Below are 16,942 nucleotides of genomic sequence, written 5' to 3'. Positions count from 1 at the left end.
TTAGACATGAGTGATACAGTTATTCGTGACTTCTTTGTGTCCTTAGGTTTCTCTACGGACAATGAAGGTGCTAGAAAAATGGCTGATACCCTTAAAGGGGTAGAGCTAAAAGCGGCTTTGCTGCATAAGACTTTATTGCTTCTTGCAACTGGCGCAGTTGTTGCCGTAACAAAGACAGCAAGTGAACTCGATAAGCTGTATTACTCATCTCAACGTATTGGCGCATCTGCTTCAAATATTCGTGCTTATGGTGATGCAATCTCACAAATGGGTGGTAATGCTCAAAATGCATTACAGTCACTTGAGAATGTGGCGCAGAAGATGCGTAACTCGCCTGGTTACGAAGGTATGTTAACTGGCATGGGTGTTGCTACACGGGATGGTAATGGTCAGTTGCGTGACCGTGTAGAAGTAATGAAAGACCTTTCAAAAACAATGAAAGGGATGGATTACTACCAGGCAAATGCTTATGCCAGTTCTTTAGGTATTGATGAAAATACCCTTATGGCCATGCGTGATGATAAGTTCATCGACAACATGGAGAAGTACCAGAAATTACGTCAAAGTGTTGGCTTAACTGATGAGCTTACCAAGTCTGGTACCGATTTCATGGTTGAATTCCGTGACATCACCATGACGACCAAAGCTATTACTGAAGTTGTTGTAATGACCGCAGGGCAGGCACTTATACCCATCCTCAAGATGATTAATAACTTTTTGCGAAGTGCTATTGCTTGGTTCGCTGAACTAGATCCAAGGTTTAAAGCAATTCTGGCCACTGGATTAAAGTTTGCTTTGCTCGCCGTGATCTTTGGTGGTTTTATTGGAACGATTGCTAAATTGGCCTCAGTACTGCCAATGTTGAAAGGGCTTCTTTTCCTGATCAAGTCGTTACGTTTAGCTTTTTTGGCTTCACCTATCGGTATTGTATTAGCGCTTGCCGCTGCTATTGCTGCTTTATGGGATGACTACCAAACTTGGAAAAATGGCGGTGAAAGCCTTATTGACTGGTCTAAGTGGGAAAACGGAATTGAAACCGCAATTAGCCGTATTAAGCAGTTGGCCGAATTAATTAAAAGCCTTAAGGATAAAACTGTAGAGTTTGTTACCAAGGCAATTGATGATCCAGCAGGAACCGCGAAAGAGACAGCAGAAGCAGCTACCCAAGCTGCTAAAACGGGTGCAGCAGTAGTTGCGAATGTAGCTAAGACAACCGTAAGTACTATTAAGAAAAGTGTTTCTAAGAGTTATGGTTTTAGCTTTGGTAAAGATGTTGATAGATACATTCATGAAGCTGCTACAAAATATGGTCTTGATGAGAAGGTTTTACGTGGCTTCGTTAAAATGGAGGATGGTTGGACTGGGAAAATGTCACCTACAGGAGCGATTGGTACCGGTCAGTTTATTCAGTCTACTTGGGATAATCTGGCAAAAACCGCTGAGGGTAAAGCAATTGGTATGACAAAGATCGGGAAGAGATTTCGTACTAAAAACGATCCTCGTTATGACAAGCATATTAATACTTTAGCAACAGGTCTTTTGGCTAAACAGAATGCAGATATTCTTACTAAAAATGGATTAGCAGTTACGGGGGAGAATCTTTATTTACTCCATAATATTGGACCGGGAATTATTCCTGCTTTAAAGGGTTCTAATAAGGTGTCTGCTAAAACTCTGGAAGCAATAAGAGTAAATACCCCAATTAAAGGTCAAACTCCTGTACAGTTTGTTCAATATCAAAAAGGACGGTTTAAGAAGCATTACAACTCAGCAAATGTTGGCGAAAAGATCATTAATAATGGTGAGACTAAGATTAATAATTTTGGTCCACCAAATGGCAATCCAGACAAAGCCCAAGTTAATAATTCTTCAAATATGTCTGCTAAATCAGTAGTAATACATCAAAGCTATAAAACTGATATGGTAATCAATGGTGCAAGAGAGCCAGTAGAATCAGCGAACGCTGTAAAAAAACAGCAAGAAAATACGATGATTCTTTTGGCTCGTAACACTAAAAGTTTAATTGGTTAATTGGCATCAATATCTGTTTTTAGCTGTTTTGCACGATCATTATTTAACTGGACGATACAGTTCGCATGTGCGTTTCTTTCACCGTGATAGAAACTATAAGTTGTGCAATAGCTGTCACGGTAAAGCAACCATGCTTTTTGTGATTTATTTAAATCATTTATGACATTAGGATTATAAGTTAACTGTTCCTTGGAAATTTCTTTTAACTTTTTAAGATTAGAGGTGACTTTCGCAAAGGATTCGTCTTCATAACATTTCGCTACATCAGTAGGGTCATTAAAGTAAATTTCGCAGTTAGCAAAAGTGCCGAAACTTAATAATGATGCTGTTGCCAACAATAAGATTCTCTTCATTAATCTTTATTCCGAATAGTTGTAGAGATATTTAAAGTATCACTTTGATCTTTACTATCAGCAATACTTTCATGTTTTTTATAATCTTCTTCAGTGGGGATGTATTCGTGAGCAGCTTTTTCAGCTTCTGGTGAAAATTCCTCCTTATCACTACTATCTGAATTTTTCTTTTCAGTTAATTGTGTAGAAGATTGCGATTTATTAGGGGTGTTATCAAATTTTGCCAAGTAAATGGCAAAGCCAATAGCTACAATTACTACCCAAAATATCAGTTTGAAAAAGAACTTAAAGCAACCGCCTTTTGATTCATACAGTTCATTTTTAACTGAAAAGCTTTGGCCACAATTTTTACAAGTGTATTGTGATTTAAGTATATTTGATTTGCTTGAAGCAAATCGTGTCTGCTTACTATTACAGTAGGGACAAATTGGTCTTGATGATGTGCTCACAAGAATTAACCTTTATTTTAAAGTGATTTATCTTTAATCAAAAATTATATAGGTTTAGTTCAAGCATTGAGAAGCAACATTTTTTGAAAATATTTAAACCCACCACTTGGTGGGTTTTTTATTGCCCGGAGGAAAGCATGGCTATCACTGAAACAGTTGGCTCACTATTGTTTGGTGGTCATCGTTCAATAATGGGTTTATTTGCAGATGTAGTTATTGAAGAGAATCATTCTGATGAGCTTGTAATAACAGAGCATCCCGTTGAAAAAGGTTCACCTATTTCTGACCACTGCTATAAAGCACCGCCAGAGGTCACCATGAAAATCGGGTGGTCTGAAAGTGCTGGAAGGATGAATGGTCTTATTGGTAATACATTTATTGGGTCAGATTTGTCACTTCTTGGTATTTATCAGGGGTTGCAGGCCTTACAAGGTCAACGACTTATTATTTCTACTGGTAAACGCCTTTATACAGACATGTTGATTAAGTCATTAAAGAATGTCACTGATGAAACTTCCGAAAATGCTTTGATGATCGATATTGTATTTAAGAAAGTTTTTATTGTTTCCACAAAAGAAACGCTGGTTTCTATCGCTGATCAAAAGAATCCTGAAGTAACTTCTGATGTTGTTGATTCTGGTACCAAACAGCTGAAACAAGTTAACTCTTCAGTATTGAATACTGTTTTAGGACCAGCTGTAGATGCTTTTAGTTCATTAATGAGTGGTAAGTAAATATGGCTTTGTATGAAATCCCTTTGCTCGATCGGAATCAGAAGTTTTTTATCAAACTAAATAAAGTGAATTATCAGCTCAAACTGATTTTTCTAAAGCGCTGGTATCTAGATATTTTTCAAACTAATTCAGAGCCTGTTGCCTTAGGTATTCCCTTAGTCTCAGGTGTCGATATTTTGAGCCCTTTTAGCCATGTAATTAGCGGCTCTATGTACGTTCAAAACCTCAATGAAGATGAGAGCCAATCATTTGGTGATTTAGGTACCAACATAAAACTATTTTGGCAGGATCCGGAATGAGTGAACAATGGAAGCGTAATTGCCGGCTAACCGTTCAACTTAAATATGGTGAGCCTGAGGCATTAGATTTATCTGAAATGCGAATTGTATTTCGAATTAATCAACCTACGGCCGAAACGCCTAAGGCAGCAGAGTTTTATATCTACAACCTATCTGAAGACACAATGAATCGTTTGGCTGGTGAAGACAACTCAAATGTCGGTGCTATGGTCACTTTTGAAGTAGGGTACGGTGATGAATTATCAACCATTTTTAAAGGTTCAACTTTTCAATACCGGCGTGAGCGTGAAAGCCCTACGGATAAGTTTTTATGCATTCTGGCCCAATCTGGAGATAAAGCTAAAAACTATGCTTTAGTGAATAAAACTATTGCTGCCGGCACGACAGTAGATCAGGTAAAAAATGAAATCGCCAAAGAGTATCAGGCTAATGGTGTAGAAACCGGTGAATTGCCACAGCTTAGTGATCAAACATATGTTCGCGGCAAAGTCATGTTTGGTTCACTAGACGATCAGATCCGCCAGTTTTGCAAAGACACAAATACGGAGTACTTCATTGATGATGAATACCTCTACATGGTCGGAATTAGTAGTTATTTGCTGGACTCTGTATTTGAAATGAATGCAAATACTGGGATGGTCGGAATGCCTCAGCTAACTACTGAAGGCTTAATGGTGAATTGCCTCCTTAATCCTCAATTACGCCGTGGTAGACGCATACATGTCGATACTTCAAGTATCCAGACACAAGCTTTTGATATTGATTACCAAAGCCAGGGCGTTGATCAACCACAAAAGGATCTAAAAACGGCTGGTGGTATTAATGGTATTTACATCATCAAGGCAGTTGAGCACTACGGAGATACACGTGGTGATGACTGGTATACAAGCACAGTTTCAGTTGGTCAGGGTGCTGTAGTTCCTAAATCTGGTATTACAATTACGGCGGTGGATTGATTATGGCTTTAAGTAATAACGAAAGATCGCCCCATTTGCTTAATACAATCAACGATGCGATTAAATCTGCTCTAGCAGTACTGTGGACTAATTTGCCTTGTATCGTTGATTCTTATGATCCAGATAAGCAAACAGTATCAGTTACACCAGCTATTCAGATACCGGTAATGCGTGAAGATGGGTCAATGGAGTTAGTGGATCTACCATTAATACCAGACGTGCCGGTATGCTGGCCTAAAGCTGGAGGCTTTGCTTTAACATTTCCAGTTAAGCGGGGTGATGAGTGCCTAGTACATTTCTCCTCTAGGTGCATTGATTTGTGGTGGCAAAACGGAGGCATTCAACCACCGTTTGAAAACCGTAAGCATGACTTATCCGATGGTTTCGCAACATTTGCGCCGCAATCTCAACCTAAGCGATTAAAGAATGTAGCCACCGATGCAGTTGAGTTAAGAAATGATGGAGGCAATGCCAAGATCCGGATTAATGATGCTGGAGAGTTGGAGTTTTTAGGTACCAAAGCTACTTTTAATTGCCCGGTTGAAATGAAAGATGGGTTAGGCGTCTTAGGGGCATTAAAAAATAACGATGTGGATGTTGGATCTAGCCATGGCCATACGAAAGTACAGCCGGGTAATGGTGAGTCTGGTCCACCGAAACCATAAATGAATGAGGGGTCGCTGAAAGGCGGCTTTTTTTATGCGCTATAGAAAGCTAGATGAAGATGGGGATTATAGCTTTGGCCAAGGTCAAAATAATTTCCATAGTAATACACCTGAGGGTGTAGCGCAGGCGGTTATGACGCGTCTTAAGTTTTGGGTAGGTGAATGGTTTGCTGATACTTCAGATGGTACGGGGTGGACAACAGACGTGCTGGGGAAATACACAGATCATCTTTTTGAATTGATGATTCGCCAGCGCATTTTAGAGACTCAAGGTGTACTCCGGATTGATTCATTCGATAGTCAATTTAATGGAGAAACACGCACGTTATCCATTCAATCATCCATCACCACGATCTATGGTCCTGCCGATCTGCAAGGGGATATTTAAATATGGCACTAACTAGCATAGCCCCAGTAATTAACCAATATGGCGTAACAGTTTCAACATACAGTGAAATTGTTGAGCACCTTAAAGAAAAATATCGAGAAATTTATGGCCAAGATGTTTACTTAGAAAATGATAGTCAAGATGGACAATGGATTGGTGTAATTGCTCGTGTAATTGCTGACTGTAATGCGGTTGTTTCCGACGTTTACAACTCTATGTCGCCAAGTACTGCCGATACTGATGCGCTTTCACGCAATGTCAAAATCAATGGCATTCGCCGTGCAGTGGCCACAAAATCAACTGTATCAGTGGTTTTGGTGGGCGTTGCCGGCACAATCATTAATAACGGTATTGTGAGTGACAAAAACAATAACCGGTGGTTGTTGCCGGCACAAGTTGTTATTCCTTCAGAAGGTGAAATAGTTACTACGGCAATAGCTGAAAAGCCTGGAGCAATTTTGGCTTTACCAAATTCAGTTACGACCATTTCAACACCTACACGTGGTTGGCAATCAGTTAATAATCCTCAGGCTTCCACATTAGGTGCGCCAGTTGAAAGCAATGCTAAATTACGGCAACGCCAGGCACTATCGACTGCTATTCCATCGCGTTCTTATACTGAAGGTATTTTAGGTGCGTTGTTTAGCCTTGATGGGGTAAGCCGTTGTAAGGTTTATGAAAATAAAAAGTCATTCGTAGATCCTTTAGGGCTACCACCAAAATCTTTAGCGGTAGTTGTTGCGGGTGGAAATGATCAATTGATTGCTGAAACCATTCGGGTAAAGAAAGCGCCTGGTTGTGATCTATATGGAAATACAACTGTGATTCGCCCAACGGTTTACGGTGATCCTGTAGAAATTCAATATTGGCGACCTATTCAGAAGTCTATTGGTATCCGTTTTGAATTAACGACTAATTCTGATTACACGGTAGATATTGGTGAGCAAATAAAGAGCGCTTCAGCCGATTACATTAATCAGCTCGATATTGGTGACCGTATTGCAATTAATAAGCTGTATGTACCAGCAGGTTTATACGGTGCATTGGATGCCAGGTCTTATGAAATTGAAAGCCTTCAATTGACTGTAGACGGCGTACCAGTTGAGGGTGATTACACCTTGGCTTTTAACGCCGTGGCCTATTGTGATTCAGACAATATCGAGATCAGTGTTGCTGGAGGTGGTTAATGCAAACAGATGATTACTTGAATCTGATCATTAATGAGCACCGATCTAAGCCTAAGTTTAAACAGACAGTCAAAGAATCAATAGAACCTATTCTTGATTGTATAAACGTGCTGCAAAGCATAAATGAGAAGTTTGACTTAGATACAGCCACTGGCGATCAGCTTCACATTCTTGCCGAGTGGGTGGGTGCGCCACTGGTTGTTCCTAATATTATTCCTTTACCGTTCTTTGGTTTCGAGGGGCAGCCTGAGGCATTAACCTTCGGTGAAACGGATAACCCAGATATTGGTGGTTTTTGGCGCGAATCAGGTGTCAGTAGTTATCGTGGCCAGAGCACCCCCCCTCAAAAATTACCCTCAGTTGTTAAAGCTAAAATCTTGTTAAACAACTGTGATTGCACTCTCGATGAAGCATTTGAAATCTGCAAGCTATTAACTGATGTGCCTTTCAAGCTAAAGGACAACAGAGACATGACCGTTACTTTTGAATTTCTTGCAGAGTTTCAACCTATAGATAAAGAACTAGTCCGCTTGTTATTTCCTTTACCAAGTGGAGTTGAGCTAATTTTTTCGGATGAAGTAGATGGATAAGTTAGAAGAATTTAGCCTGAACGGGCCAAAAAATACCGATGGACTAACTTTATTAAGTGGCTTTCCATCAAATCAGAAACCCGCTCGTCAATGGTTTAACTGGTTATTTAATTCAATAACCAAAAAGATTAATGAAATCATTGATGGCAAGCTGGATGCAGGTGCTAATGCTGTTTCTGCAGCAAAGTTAGAAAAGGGACGAAAGATAAATTTCACTGGTGTAATCCAGGGTAGTGGCACATTTGATGGCTCTAAAGATATTACTATCGATACGGTCGACGGTGGAACCATAGGTGAAAAAGCTATCGCTATTATTCGCCTCAACGGCTCAACGTTCGATTTAGTCAAAAGCCGTGGCTTTGCTTCAGTTGAAAATAAAGGTGGCGGCCAAATCGAATTTACTTTGAGTGAGGGTGCACCTGATACAGATTATGGCATCGTATGTACTGGAACAAGCAATCGAGCTGATGCAGTTAGCTTGCAAGAGCGTGAAGACTTTGCCCGGACAAACACCAAATTCCGTCTGATGGGAGCATTTGGTGGTGATAACACTCAAGGCTCATATACTCCCAAGATCTGCACTGTAGTCGTCTATTACTAAACTGATTTTTTAAATTTTATGACCGCCTTCTGGCGGTTTTTTGTTGCATGGAGATCCAAAAAGATGGCAACAAACTGGAATGCGGTTTTAAACAACACAAATAACTTCAATGATGTATTGGCAATTTTAAAAAAACTGCTAGCACTCATGGGCGATTTATCTACTCTTGATTCATCAGAGGTTCTTTTACGTATTGATGAGATTATTAACTCATCGGTTGCTGATTTTAATGAAAAACAAATTCAGGCTTTTAAGGATCTCAAAGAAGCAATTGAAGTTGCTAGTGCAGCCGGAGCAGGCGAAAACGGGTGGATAGATACACTGGTACTTACTTTAACTGGAGAAAATCTCAGGGAATTTAATAAAAAAACTATCAGTACTTTAGATTGTATTGATGATTTAGCTACTACATTGCCATGGCCAGGCCGCACCGTAAATGTACGATCTGTGATAAAAGATAAACATTTAGGTGGAGGAACTTTTGTATTTAGTGCTGATAGTTCAAAAGTTCCAGACGGTTATATTGTTGTTGCTGCAAATGGCGGGAATTGGGTGAAAATCACAGTTGCTTTTCCAACAATTGATGATTTTGGCGGTCTGGGTGACGACCCAAATTATGACGATGCGGACGCATTTATTCGATGTGCGTTGAGTCCATACACAGGTTCGAATATTTATCTTGCTAACAGACAAGTTGAATATCGCATCAATAAACAAGTTGATTGCAAGGGTAAAGGGATTGTTGGAGGTGGATTTAGTAGACAAAATGCCACTGCGTATGCAATGAACTCTCTAAAGGTAAGACCAGGTGATTATTCAAATTCAAATACCCTTCTTAATAATGTGGCATTTATTAACGTGGGCGCCGAAGTAAGAGATTTGCAATTAGTAAGTGAGGGTGTTTCAGAAAATATTTCGGGTTTAAAAGTTGATGGTTATAACTTCACACTTTCAAATGCAAATATTTCAGGCTTTTACAATCAAGTATATTTATCGAATGCAACGGTCTCGTTCCGTGTCCAAAATTTGATGTCAATTAGTGCATCAAATGCAGGGTTTTATATTGCTGATGTTGATTCTAAACAAAGTACTACTGCATATTTTGACAACTGCTCATGGCAATGGGGTAAATACCCTGTGCTGTTTGCTAAAGAAGCTTATCAGTGCGTCTTTAATAATATTATTCTTGAATATATGCAGTTTGGCCTCACGGCAGGAATTTGGTCGAATTGCTCATTCAATGCAATTTGGGCAGAGCAAACAAGAGATGGTGTAGCTCGTGACTGGCTTGTAAATACTTCTTATCAACAAACATTTAATTGCATCACTAATAATCTATACATTAGAACGCCTTGGCTAAATCGAGCTGACACAACTGCTTTGGCTGTATCAGATAATATTGGTGGTGTTGTTATCGATAAGAGCCGCATTACCTTGGGCGGTGCGACGGGTGCGAAAATACAACTTTCTCCATCTGGTTTAGCAACACTTTTTGCTAATTGGTATGGTGGTACTAATCGAAGATTATTAATTACTACTCAACCAACTGCAACAGACTCAAACTATAAAACACCGATTTATATTAATGCACCGAATGGTGAATTGTATTTCGCAAATCAGGATGAAACATCAGTTTCAAGTGTTGTATTTAAGCGAGTAATTGGCGCTACTGCTGCAAATGCACCGTATGTTGCATCTGATTCATGGACTAAAAAAATTCGTAAGTGGAATACATACAATCACGAAGTTTCAAAAGTGGGTCGTTTTATCGCACCGATGATGCTGACTTATGATGTCACTTTTACTACCCAACAAAACAATGCAGGTTGGTCGATTTCAAAAGAATCAACGGGGGTCTATAGATTGCAACGAGATTCAGGAGTAACTACTGAATTAGCGAATCCTCACATTGAAGTTTCTGGCATTTTTGCTGGCACAGGTCTGGGTAGTGGGGATGTTATTTTGCCACCAACGCTTCAAGCAATTGAAGCATACGATGGTAGTTGGTCAGCTTATAGAGTCGCGGCTGGAGTTAAGTTATTTTTTAAAAATTTGTCAGGTGCGTTAGTTGACCCGATGCGCTTCTCAGTTTCATTCACATTAGAATCAGGAATTTAATATGAACTACGCAGAAATGTATGTAGAAGGTGCTTTACCAAAGATTGAAGCAGACATTGCACAAAACGGAGTATGTACTCTTTATTCAAAGATGACTTTAAATGAAGAAACAACAACGGCCATTTCAGATCTACTTCGTGAAAAAGGCTTCAATGCGGAAGTATCAATTGAAGATGATCCTGATTTTATTGGTAGTAGATATAAGCTTGTAATTAAAAAAGCATCGTAACTACACAGCAAAACCACACAAGCCCTAGCTTTAAATAAGTTAGGGCTTTTTTAATGCCAAAAAATCTGGAGAAATAAATGGAACCAGTTTCCACTAGTGGCTTTACAGCACTATTAAAATTTTATGGGTTTGCAATTGTGGTGGCTTTGGCGGCCAGCTTGGTTGTAGCAGTTGTATTAATGACACGTATGCCACGCTCACCACAAGAGTGGGCAGTGGGCTTGATTTGTACGGTTGTATCAAGCCTCGCTGGCGGCTCATTCATTATCGTGAAATGGGGGCTTCATGAATGGGTTACTGATATATGGGGGATGATTGCTCTTGGAGGATTCTTCTTTGTTTGTGGTTTACCTGGCTGGGCTTTAGTCCGCTGGATCTTTAACTTCATTAACAAACAGGAAGGTAAGACGATTATTGAAGTACTTAAAGAAGTTAAGAAAGCTAAAAGAGATATCGAAAACAGTTAATGCCGCCTTCGGGCGGTTTTTTATTATCTAAAGGAAAGTGAAATGAACATTGAACAATATCTTGATGAATTAATTAAGCGTGAAGGCGGGTATGTAAATAACCCAGCTGATCGGGGCGGTGCAACCAAATACGGTATTACTCAAGCTGTAGCACGTACAAATGGTTTTAAGGGCAATATGAAAGATTTGCCTCTTGAAGTGGCCAAAGCAATTTATCGCAAAAACTATTGGACAGCCCCACGTTTTGATCAGGTGAATATCATTTCTTCTGCTGTAGCTGAAGAGCTTCTAGACACTGGTGTGAATTGCGGTACCGGATTTGCAAAACCTCTTTTACAACGTGCTTTGAATCTCCTAAATAACAATGGTAAAGCAGGGTGGCCAGATTTATCAGTAGATGGGATATATGGTCCGGCAACTCTTAATGCACTCAAAACTTATTTGGTCAAACGCGGGAAAGAAGGAGAAAAAGTTTTAGTTCGAGTTCTGAATATTATGCAAGGTCAGCGTTACATTGAAATCTGTGAGCGCAATCCAAGCCAAGAACAATTTTTCTATGGCTGGATTGCTAATCGAGTATCAATGTGAAGTACCTAATTTTACTGTGCATTCTACTCAAGACTGCACAGTTACTTCGACGTATAGTGAGGTAGTTGTAAAAGTTTATAGGTAAGTTATAGGATTGATTGGTAATAATCTTTAAATTTTAGGGGGGGATTGTTCAGATGTAGTGTATTCTGTAAAATAAAACTTAATTATATTTTGCTTTCAATACAATGAACGATCAAGTTTTCCAATTACAAATTGTTATAAATGGAGGTTTAACCCCCATTCAATCTAAGCCAGAAACACTTGATAAATTAGTAAAAGAATTTGCTATAAATCATTTGTTGTTTCCAAAAGAAATAACTGAACAATTAATTGAGATTAATTCTCAGGATGGTTCTCAAACAAAAAAGATAACTAAATTTATTGATTTGGTTAGTAGCAATCAAAAATGTACCTACCAAATTAGAAATGATTCACTTGTATTTTTAAATTCCTTTGAGAAAATAGAGGAATTAGAAAGTATATTTGAAAAGTTTTTTAAATCGTTTTCGGATCTGACCCCATATATAAACTATAAACAATCAAAAAGATTGGGGCTAGTTCTTATTAGGGAGGATTATAATGAGGTTACATTACGCGAGTATTGTACTTCAGAAGAATTAGATCGAAATGTTATTGAGAATAGATCGAGAAAAGTTACTCGTTTTGCTATGGCGGAACTAAATGAAATGGTAAATTTATCTGTTTCAAAAGATTATGTAACTCATGAATCAGGAGTTTCTCGAAATACTCTAGCAAGTGTTTATGATGTTAATACGTTATCTACTAAGGATGTTTTTAGATTTACAAGTAAGGATGTAGTAAAGTTTATAAATGCTTCAAAGAAATTTATTTTAGAATCAATGTAAGATTTTTTATATGAACTATTCAAATAATTTATCTAATAATACTATGTATGAAAGTGGTAATCATAAAAAGATAATCACTAAGTACGAGATTGAAACAATAAAAACGGTTTGGCAAACCGATAAGATACAGTCTTTTTTAAAAGATTACTTAAATACAGACGTAGTTAGTATTACTGACCCCACTGTTATAGAACAAAAGATAGGGGAAGAGAGCTTAAAGCAAATTAAAAGAGAATTTGATATTTTTAAGAATAAATTTGATAATTTTCTGAGATATGAAGATGTGCCAGTCGATTATGTTTCACCTATTGAAAATGAATTAATCAACTTTTATAAACATAGTAAAGTTGAAGTTCAAGAACAAATTAGCCAATGGATTATTGATTCTTTTGATAACACAAAGGTTCTTCTTAATATTTTAAAAATTTTAGGTAATATTGCTCCTGATTTTATTGATCATCAATTTTTAACTAATTTTCTTATCGTTCTTAATCATAAAGATACTGAAATCAAAGAATATGCATTAAGAATTCAAGAGAAATTAATGCTTCCATCATATAATAATGTACTGAAGCACTCTAAGTTAACTCCAAAATGGATTGATGACTATAGAAAAGAATTGGTTGAATTGTATGAAGAAGATAATAAAGGTAGTTAATTTAATATGACTATTTTTGTAAGAAAGATAAGTAAAGCAAAATGGCCTTCTGAAGAGGAAATTGCAGAAAAAGCACTGGATTCAGAAATTATACCTTTTGTCAGAGCCGATGCCTTAACTACTTGTTTAAAAACTTCTCAAAATACTTTATCTGTTTGGGCAGTTGAAAATTGTACTGATGCTGAAATAGAGAAAGCTATTCTTGCTTTGATTACCAATACGAAATTAGAAAGACTTAATCGAATTCAAATTGTTTATTTTTCAAAAGAAGATGTAGATAGTTTAGGGTTGCCGATTGCAGTAACGGAAGGAGATACAATTATTGAATCTTTGTCTAAATTACATAATGATTTAGTTGATTTAAATTATGAAAAATTGGGAAAAGTATCTCAATTGATTATTTCTTCCTTACGATCTGAAAGTGTCAGAACTTATAATGAAAGAAAATTAAAAGATATGCTTTTAAAGGCTATTAATGAAGGTATAGTTGACCAAAAATTATTACATCCTTCACTACAATCTAAATTAGGTTTGCCAGTTTTAGATCAAAATGGTAATGCACTTATTAAACAGGAAAACGGCGAATTTGTAAAAGTTTAATTTTTTATTTTATAGTTAATAATTCATCCCACTTAAAAGGATTCCTGCTAAGTTTATCTCTACTCATCGACCAGTTCCGACCAGGAACAAAACATGGTCCGACACCTAATTTTTTCTTTCCAAACTTACTATGGATACCATCCATAGCCTGCATTAAACATTCCTTTTTCTCTATTTGTTTAAAGTCAGTTAATAGGTCATAATGATATACGCTGAATTATCAGGAGACTTTCCCTTGGGAGATTCTAGGCAGCCAACTTATAAAAGTCTTCGGCCATTTGATTTGGTGTCTTAAAACCCAAACCCTTTTGAATTCTTCGATGATTATAAAATAATTCAATGTATTTTATAATATCTGCTTTGGCTTCTTCTCTGGTTTGATAGTTGTAATGATGCACTAACTCATTTTTCAGTATTCCCCAAAAGCTTTCAATCGGTGCATTATCGTAACAGTCTCCGCGCTTGCTCATTGAACCTTGAAAACCATATTGCTCAAGTATATTTCGATATTCATGGCTGCAATATTGACTTCCTCTGTCTGAATGCACAATCAGTTCTTTGGTTGGTTTTTGATTGTGAATAGCCATATTTAGCGCATTACAAACAAGCTGTGTTGTCATGCGCTCATTTAAGCTATAGCCAACCACTTGCTTCGTGTAAAGGTCTTTTACCGCTGCTAAGTACAGCCATCCTTCAACAGTCCATATGTACGTAATATCACTTGACCATGCTTGATTTGGTCTAGTCATTGAGAATTGTTGCTCCAGCAGGTTTTCATAGATCGCTCGATTATGGTCACTATTCGTAGTCCTTTTAAAACGCTTGTGTCGCTTACAATACAGGTGGTTCAGCGCTTTTATCTGACGTACAGCGTACATACTCATTTTTATGCCCTGAGCTTGTAAGTATTTGGTTAATCGAATATAACCATAGCTCTGCTTTGTCTCCTCATGGGCTATTTTCACCAATATCGTCTGTTGATTTCGTTGAATCGTTCTTTTGCTCACGCCTCTCTTGAGCCAATCATAAAAACATGAAACTGAAACATGAAGTAATCGAGCCATTAAGGTAATTGGAAAAGAATATCTTTTTTGTTTCATATAGGCGTACCTTACTGACTTTCTTTGGCAAAGTACGCTGCTGCCTTTTTTAAAAATTCACGTTCCATTTCAGCTATTTTGAGCTGTTGTTTGAGTTTTTTATTTTCTTCGAGTAGAGCGTTTAGATCAGGTGAATACTGTTTTGTACCTGCTAAAGTTCCAGCCTTTGCTTTGGTATTCCAATTTGAAAGAGTTTGCATTGAAATGCTAAGTTGTCTGGCTGTTTCCGAGACATTGCCTTGATTGGCTTCAATTAATTTGATGGCTTCAGCTTTAAATTCTGTGGTGTAAGTCTTGTGTTTCTTGCTCATGGTAAACTCCTGATGAGTGTGTTTAGTTTACCAAGTTAAAACCTCCTGTTTTTTCAGCACACATCATAAGTATGTCCATACTTTGGCTCTAAACAGGTCAGCACTACACCGCACTTCTTATATTTAATTCCTTCTTTGTCGATACGGCTTACCATATTTAATAGTATGCTCAATGTAGAAGTAAACCCAATCTTTCATAAGTTCTTCACTCATTCTTAATAAAAAACAACTATCAACTAAGAATCGATAATAATTCATTTATAAACTATTCAAAATGATAGAATTACTCAGGTTTGAAAGTTGGATATGTTTTGCTTAAAAAGCATGCAGTCTACAAATTTTTTTAAATTAATTGAAAATTAAATTTGTAGACTGATTTGTAGACTGTTGAATTGCAAAATACAGCATTGTGGTACAAGCGGATGCAACTTTAATTATGATTAACTATTTGAAAATGCAAGATAAAGCAACCGAATGCAACCATTAACAATTACAGCTAGACTGTCAGGATTCTACTTCTTTTATTATTCCATTGTTGGCACATTTATGCCGTATTGGAACTTATATCTCCAAGATCAGGGATTTAATTATCAAGAGATAGGTATTTTATCTTCTATTGCTATTGTGACGCGCTTCTTTGCCCCTTTAGTTTGGGGCTGGATCGCCGATAAATCCAGTAAAAGAATGCTATTAGTGCGGATTGCCACATGGATGGAGGCATGTATATGGTTGGCTATTTTTATAATTCCTAATACTTTTCAGTCAGTTGCTTTATTGATGCTTATTTTTAGTTTTTTTCAAAATGCTATTTTAGCTCAATTTGAAGGAGTAACTTTATTTTGGTTAGGAGACCAAAGGGCGAAACTTTATGGCAAGATTCGAAAATGGGGATCAGTTGGGTTTATTGTAGGTGTATTTACAATAGGGGCAATTTTAGAAATCATTCCGATTTCAATGTTGCCTATATTATTGCTTATCATTGCCTCATTAGCATTTATTTGGGCATTTACGATACGTGAACCAGAAGGGGCCCCAACTTCACAAAAGCATTTAGAACCTTTATTGCCTGTGCTGAAACGTCCTGAAGTTGCTGCTTTTTTCACAATTGAGTTTATTCTTCTTTTTTCACATGCACCTTTTTATAGCTTCTATAGCAATTTTCTGAAATCGTTAAATTTTAGTACAACGGAAATTGGTTTTTTATGGGCTATGGGCGTGGTTTCTGAAATTGTGATGTTTGCATATGCAACTACGTTTTTTAAATATTTTTCTTGGCGTAGCCTTGTAGCAGTATGTTTGATTTTGACAAGTATACGCTGGTTATTAGTTGCTATTTTCTCTCACTATTTCATAGGTCAGTTATTTGCACAGTGCCTACACGCTTTTAGTTTTGGCTTATTTCATCTCATCGCAATGAGGCTTATCTTTCAAAACTTTTCAATAGGGCAACAAGGTCGAGGTCAGGCTTTTTATAGCACCATGTGGGGGCTTGGAGTGGCGTTTGGGAGCATTTTGGCTGGTCATTACTGGAAAATTCTTACGGGCGAGCATATTTTTATGATCGCTGCTTTAGTGGTTCTATTTGGTATGTGCTTTGTCTATTGGTTACCTAAACAAATCGAAAAGTCAGTTTCTTAGATTAAATAGTGATAAAAATTGTTAGGAATACAGAGTTAAAGATAGAAATTGTTTGATGAGAAGTATCGGTTCGTTACGGTTGAAAAATATTGTTTTTATATGGTTATGAAA

The 16,942-nt window shown here is 37.4% G+C and carries 20 protein-coding genes and 1 pseudogene; 17 read left to right on the top strand and 4 right to left on the bottom strand.

Translation table 11 applies throughout. The features are described 5' to 3' along the window. Window positions 1-6 precede the first annotated feature (6 nt). Window positions 7-2,031 (top strand): hypothetical protein, encoded by a 2,025-nt coding sequence (locus EG365_RS00215; RefSeq protein WP_001285933.1) that lies wholly within the window; start codon window positions 7-9, stop codon window positions 2,029-2,031. Here EG365_RS00215 and EG365_RS00210 read toward each other — a convergent pair. Next, on the bottom strand, window positions 2,028-2,384 hold the full coding sequence (locus EG365_RS00210; RefSeq protein ID WP_000821707.1) for a lysozyme inhibitor LprI family protein: 357 nt from the start codon (window positions 2,382-2,384) through the stop codon (window positions 2,028-2,030). The genes EG365_RS00215 and EG365_RS00210 overlap by 4 nt on opposite strands. Next, window positions 2,384-2,833, bottom strand: a complete 450-nt coding sequence (locus EG365_RS19405; RefSeq protein WP_014702604.1) for a hypothetical protein — start codon at window positions 2,831-2,833, stop codon at window positions 2,384-2,386. The genes EG365_RS00210 and EG365_RS19405 overlap by 1 nt, the downstream gene beginning before the upstream one ends. Window positions 2,834-2,970: 137 nt before the next feature. Here EG365_RS19405 and EG365_RS00195 point away from each other — a divergent pair, with 137 nt between their 5' ends. The 15 genes from EG365_RS00195 (at window position 2,971) to EG365_RS00125 (ending at window position 13,782) form a co-directional block, all read left to right on the top strand. Continuing rightward, window positions 2,971-3,567, top strand: a complete 597-nt coding sequence (locus tag EG365_RS00195; RefSeq protein ID WP_001018608.1) for a phage baseplate protein — start codon at window positions 2,971-2,973, stop codon at window positions 3,565-3,567. A gap of 2 nt (window positions 3,568-3,569) precedes the next feature. Further along, window positions 3,570-3,866: a phage baseplate plug family protein gene (locus tag EG365_RS00190; protein ID WP_001240304.1), complete on the top strand. Its 297-nt coding sequence runs from the start codon at window positions 3,570-3,572 to the stop codon at window positions 3,864-3,866. Next, a complete protein-coding gene (locus EG365_RS00185) occupies window positions 3,863-4,822 on the top strand; it encodes a phage protein (protein ID WP_000003732.1) in 960 nt (319 codons plus the stop codon). The genes EG365_RS00190 and EG365_RS00185 overlap by 4 nt, the downstream gene beginning before the upstream one ends. Window positions 4,823-4,824: 2 nt before the next feature. Beyond that, window positions 4,825-5,487 carry a Gp138 family membrane-puncturing spike protein gene (locus EG365_RS00180; RefSeq protein WP_001218525.1) on the top strand — a complete coding sequence of 221 codons (663 nt, stop codon included), beginning with the start codon at window positions 4,825-4,827 and terminating at the stop codon, window positions 5,485-5,487. Between the two features lie 34 nt (window positions 5,488-5,521). After that, complete coding sequence (locus EG365_RS00175) at window positions 5,522-5,875, top strand: hypothetical protein (RefSeq protein ID WP_001270576.1); 354 nt, start codon at window positions 5,522-5,524, stop codon at window positions 5,873-5,875. A gap of 2 nt (window positions 5,876-5,877) precedes the next feature. Beyond that, complete coding sequence (locus EG365_RS00170; protein WP_001229408.1) at window positions 5,878-7,062, top strand: baseplate J/gp47 family protein; 1,185 nt, start codon at window positions 5,878-5,880, stop codon at window positions 7,060-7,062. After that, window positions 7,062-7,652 (top strand): DUF2612 domain-containing protein, encoded by a 591-nt coding sequence (locus tag EG365_RS00165; protein ID WP_001192560.1) that lies wholly within the window; start codon window positions 7,062-7,064, stop codon window positions 7,650-7,652. The genes EG365_RS00170 and EG365_RS00165 overlap by 1 nt, the downstream gene beginning before the upstream one ends. Then, a complete protein-coding gene (locus tag EG365_RS00160) occupies window positions 7,645-8,253 on the top strand; it encodes a hypothetical protein (protein ID WP_000359223.1) in 609 nt (202 codons plus the stop codon). The genes EG365_RS00165 and EG365_RS00160 overlap by 8 nt, the downstream gene beginning before the upstream one ends. Window positions 8,254-8,316: 63 nt before the next feature. Then, window positions 8,317-10,371, top strand: a complete 2,055-nt coding sequence (locus EG365_RS00155) for a hypothetical protein (RefSeq protein WP_000224779.1) — start codon at window positions 8,317-8,319, stop codon at window positions 10,369-10,371. A 1-nt stretch (window position 10,372) separates the two neighbouring features. Continuing rightward, a complete protein-coding gene (locus EG365_RS00150; protein ID WP_001104857.1) occupies window positions 10,373-10,600 on the top strand; it encodes a hypothetical protein in 228 nt (75 codons plus the stop codon). Window positions 10,601-10,677: 77 nt separating this feature from the next. After that, the gene (locus EG365_RS00145; RefSeq protein ID WP_000433900.1) at window positions 10,678-11,067 is read left to right on the top strand and encodes a hypothetical protein; all 390 of its coding nucleotides are present in this window, start codon (window positions 10,678-10,680) and stop codon (window positions 11,065-11,067) included. A 42-nt stretch (window positions 11,068-11,109) separates the two neighbouring features. Further along, on the top strand, window positions 11,110-11,655 hold the full coding sequence (locus EG365_RS00140) for a glycoside hydrolase family 108 protein (protein WP_001019736.1): 546 nt from the start codon (window positions 11,110-11,112) through the stop codon (window positions 11,653-11,655). 188 nt (window positions 11,656-11,843) lie between these two features. Then, window positions 11,844-12,524 (top strand): hypothetical protein, encoded by a 681-nt coding sequence (locus EG365_RS00135; protein WP_000999701.1) that lies wholly within the window; start codon window positions 11,844-11,846, stop codon window positions 12,522-12,524. A gap of 10 nt (window positions 12,525-12,534) precedes the next feature. After that, complete coding sequence (locus EG365_RS00130) at window positions 12,535-13,182, top strand: hypothetical protein (protein ID WP_001109862.1); 648 nt, start codon at window positions 12,535-12,537, stop codon at window positions 13,180-13,182. Window positions 13,183-13,188: 6 nt separating this feature from the next. Further along, the gene (locus tag EG365_RS00125) at window positions 13,189-13,782 is read left to right on the top strand and encodes a hypothetical protein (protein ID WP_000151893.1); all 594 of its coding nucleotides are present in this window, start codon (window positions 13,189-13,191) and stop codon (window positions 13,780-13,782) included. Window positions 13,783-13,786: 4 nt separating this feature from the next. On the opposite strand, the pseudogene EG365_RS00120 reads toward EG365_RS00125, so the two are convergent. Both EG365_RS00120 and EG365_RS00115 read right to left on the bottom strand, forming a co-directional pair. Continuing rightward, window positions 13,787-13,996: pseudogene (locus tag EG365_RS00120) on the bottom strand (DUF4113 domain-containing protein); the annotation flags it as partial. A gap of 31 nt (window positions 13,997-14,027) precedes the next feature. Continuing rightward, a protein-coding gene (locus tag EG365_RS00115) for an IS3-like element ISAba22 family transposase (RefSeq protein ID WP_085942227.1) occupies window positions 14,028-15,193 on the bottom strand; the annotation gives its coding sequence in 2 pieces (ribosomal slippage) (window positions 14,028-14,935 and window positions 14,935-15,193; 1,167 coding nt in all). A gap of 474 nt (window positions 15,194-15,667) precedes the next feature. On the opposite strand from EG365_RS00115, the gene EG365_RS00110 reads away from it, so the two are divergent. After that, window positions 15,668-16,831, top strand: a complete 1,164-nt coding sequence (locus EG365_RS00110) for an MFS transporter (RefSeq protein ID WP_001182864.1) — start codon at window positions 15,668-15,670, stop codon at window positions 16,829-16,831. The last annotated feature ends 111 nt before the right edge of the window (window positions 16,832-16,942 follow it).

It is taken from the genome of Acinetobacter sp. FDAARGOS_494, from assembly GCF_003812225.1.
Classification (GTDB): domain Bacteria; phylum Pseudomonadota; class Gammaproteobacteria; order Pseudomonadales; family Moraxellaceae; genus Acinetobacter; species Acinetobacter baumannii.
Note: the sequence above shows the minus strand (reverse complement) of the source record. Positions and strands in the feature narration are given on the sequence as shown.

What these genes read in the sequence shown, in the direction of transcription:
- EG365_RS00175 (WP_001270576.1), top strand. Translation starts at nt 5,522, where the DNA reads ATGCGCTATAGAAAGCTAGATGAAGATGGGGATTATAGCTTTGGCCAA.
- EG365_RS00195 (WP_001018608.1), top strand. Translation starts at nt 2,971, where the DNA reads ATGGCTATCACTGAAACAGTTGGCTCACTATTGTTTGGTGGTCATCGT.
- EG365_RS00210 (WP_000821707.1), bottom strand. Translation starts at nt 2,384, where the DNA reads ATGAAGAGAATCTTATTGTTGGCAACAGCATCATTATTAAGTTTCGGC.
- EG365_RS00185 (WP_000003732.1), top strand. Translation starts at nt 3,863, where the DNA reads ATGAGTGAACAATGGAAGCGTAATTGCCGGCTAACCGTTCAACTTAAA.
- EG365_RS00110 (WP_001182864.1), top strand. Translation starts at nt 15,668, where the DNA reads ATGCAACCATTAACAATTACAGCTAGACTGTCAGGATTCTACTTCTTT.
- EG365_RS00180 (WP_001218525.1), top strand. Translation starts at nt 4,825, where the DNA reads ATGGCTTTAAGTAATAACGAAAGATCGCCCCATTTGCTTAATACAATC.
- EG365_RS00125 (WP_000151893.1), top strand. Translation starts at nt 13,189, where the DNA reads ATGACTATTTTTGTAAGAAAGATAAGTAAAGCAAAATGGCCTTCTGAA.
- EG365_RS00165 (WP_001192560.1), top strand. Translation starts at nt 7,062, where the DNA reads ATGCAAACAGATGATTACTTGAATCTGATCATTAATGAGCACCGATCT.
- EG365_RS00135 (WP_000999701.1), top strand. Translation starts at nt 11,844, where the DNA reads ATGAACGATCAAGTTTTCCAATTACAAATTGTTATAAATGGAGGTTTA.
- EG365_RS00190 (WP_001240304.1), top strand. Translation starts at nt 3,570, where the DNA reads ATGGCTTTGTATGAAATCCCTTTGCTCGATCGGAATCAGAAGTTTTTT.
- EG365_RS00145 (WP_000433900.1), top strand. Translation starts at nt 10,678, where the DNA reads ATGGAACCAGTTTCCACTAGTGGCTTTACAGCACTATTAAAATTTTAT.
- EG365_RS00215 (WP_001285933.1), top strand. Translation starts at nt 7, where the DNA reads ATGAGTGATACAGTTATTCGTGACTTCTTTGTGTCCTTAGGTTTCTCT.
- EG365_RS00130 (WP_001109862.1), top strand. Translation starts at nt 12,535, where the DNA reads ATGAACTATTCAAATAATTTATCTAATAATACTATGTATGAAAGTGGT.
- EG365_RS00160 (WP_000359223.1), top strand. Translation starts at nt 7,645, where the DNA reads ATGGATAAGTTAGAAGAATTTAGCCTGAACGGGCCAAAAAATACCGAT.
- EG365_RS00170 (WP_001229408.1), top strand. Translation starts at nt 5,878, where the DNA reads ATGGCACTAACTAGCATAGCCCCAGTAATTAACCAATATGGCGTAACA.
- EG365_RS00150 (WP_001104857.1), top strand. Translation starts at nt 10,373, where the DNA reads ATGAACTACGCAGAAATGTATGTAGAAGGTGCTTTACCAAAGATTGAA.
- EG365_RS00155 (WP_000224779.1), top strand. Translation starts at nt 8,317, where the DNA reads ATGGCAACAAACTGGAATGCGGTTTTAAACAACACAAATAACTTCAAT.
- EG365_RS00140 (WP_001019736.1), top strand. Translation starts at nt 11,110, where the DNA reads ATGAACATTGAACAATATCTTGATGAATTAATTAAGCGTGAAGGCGGG.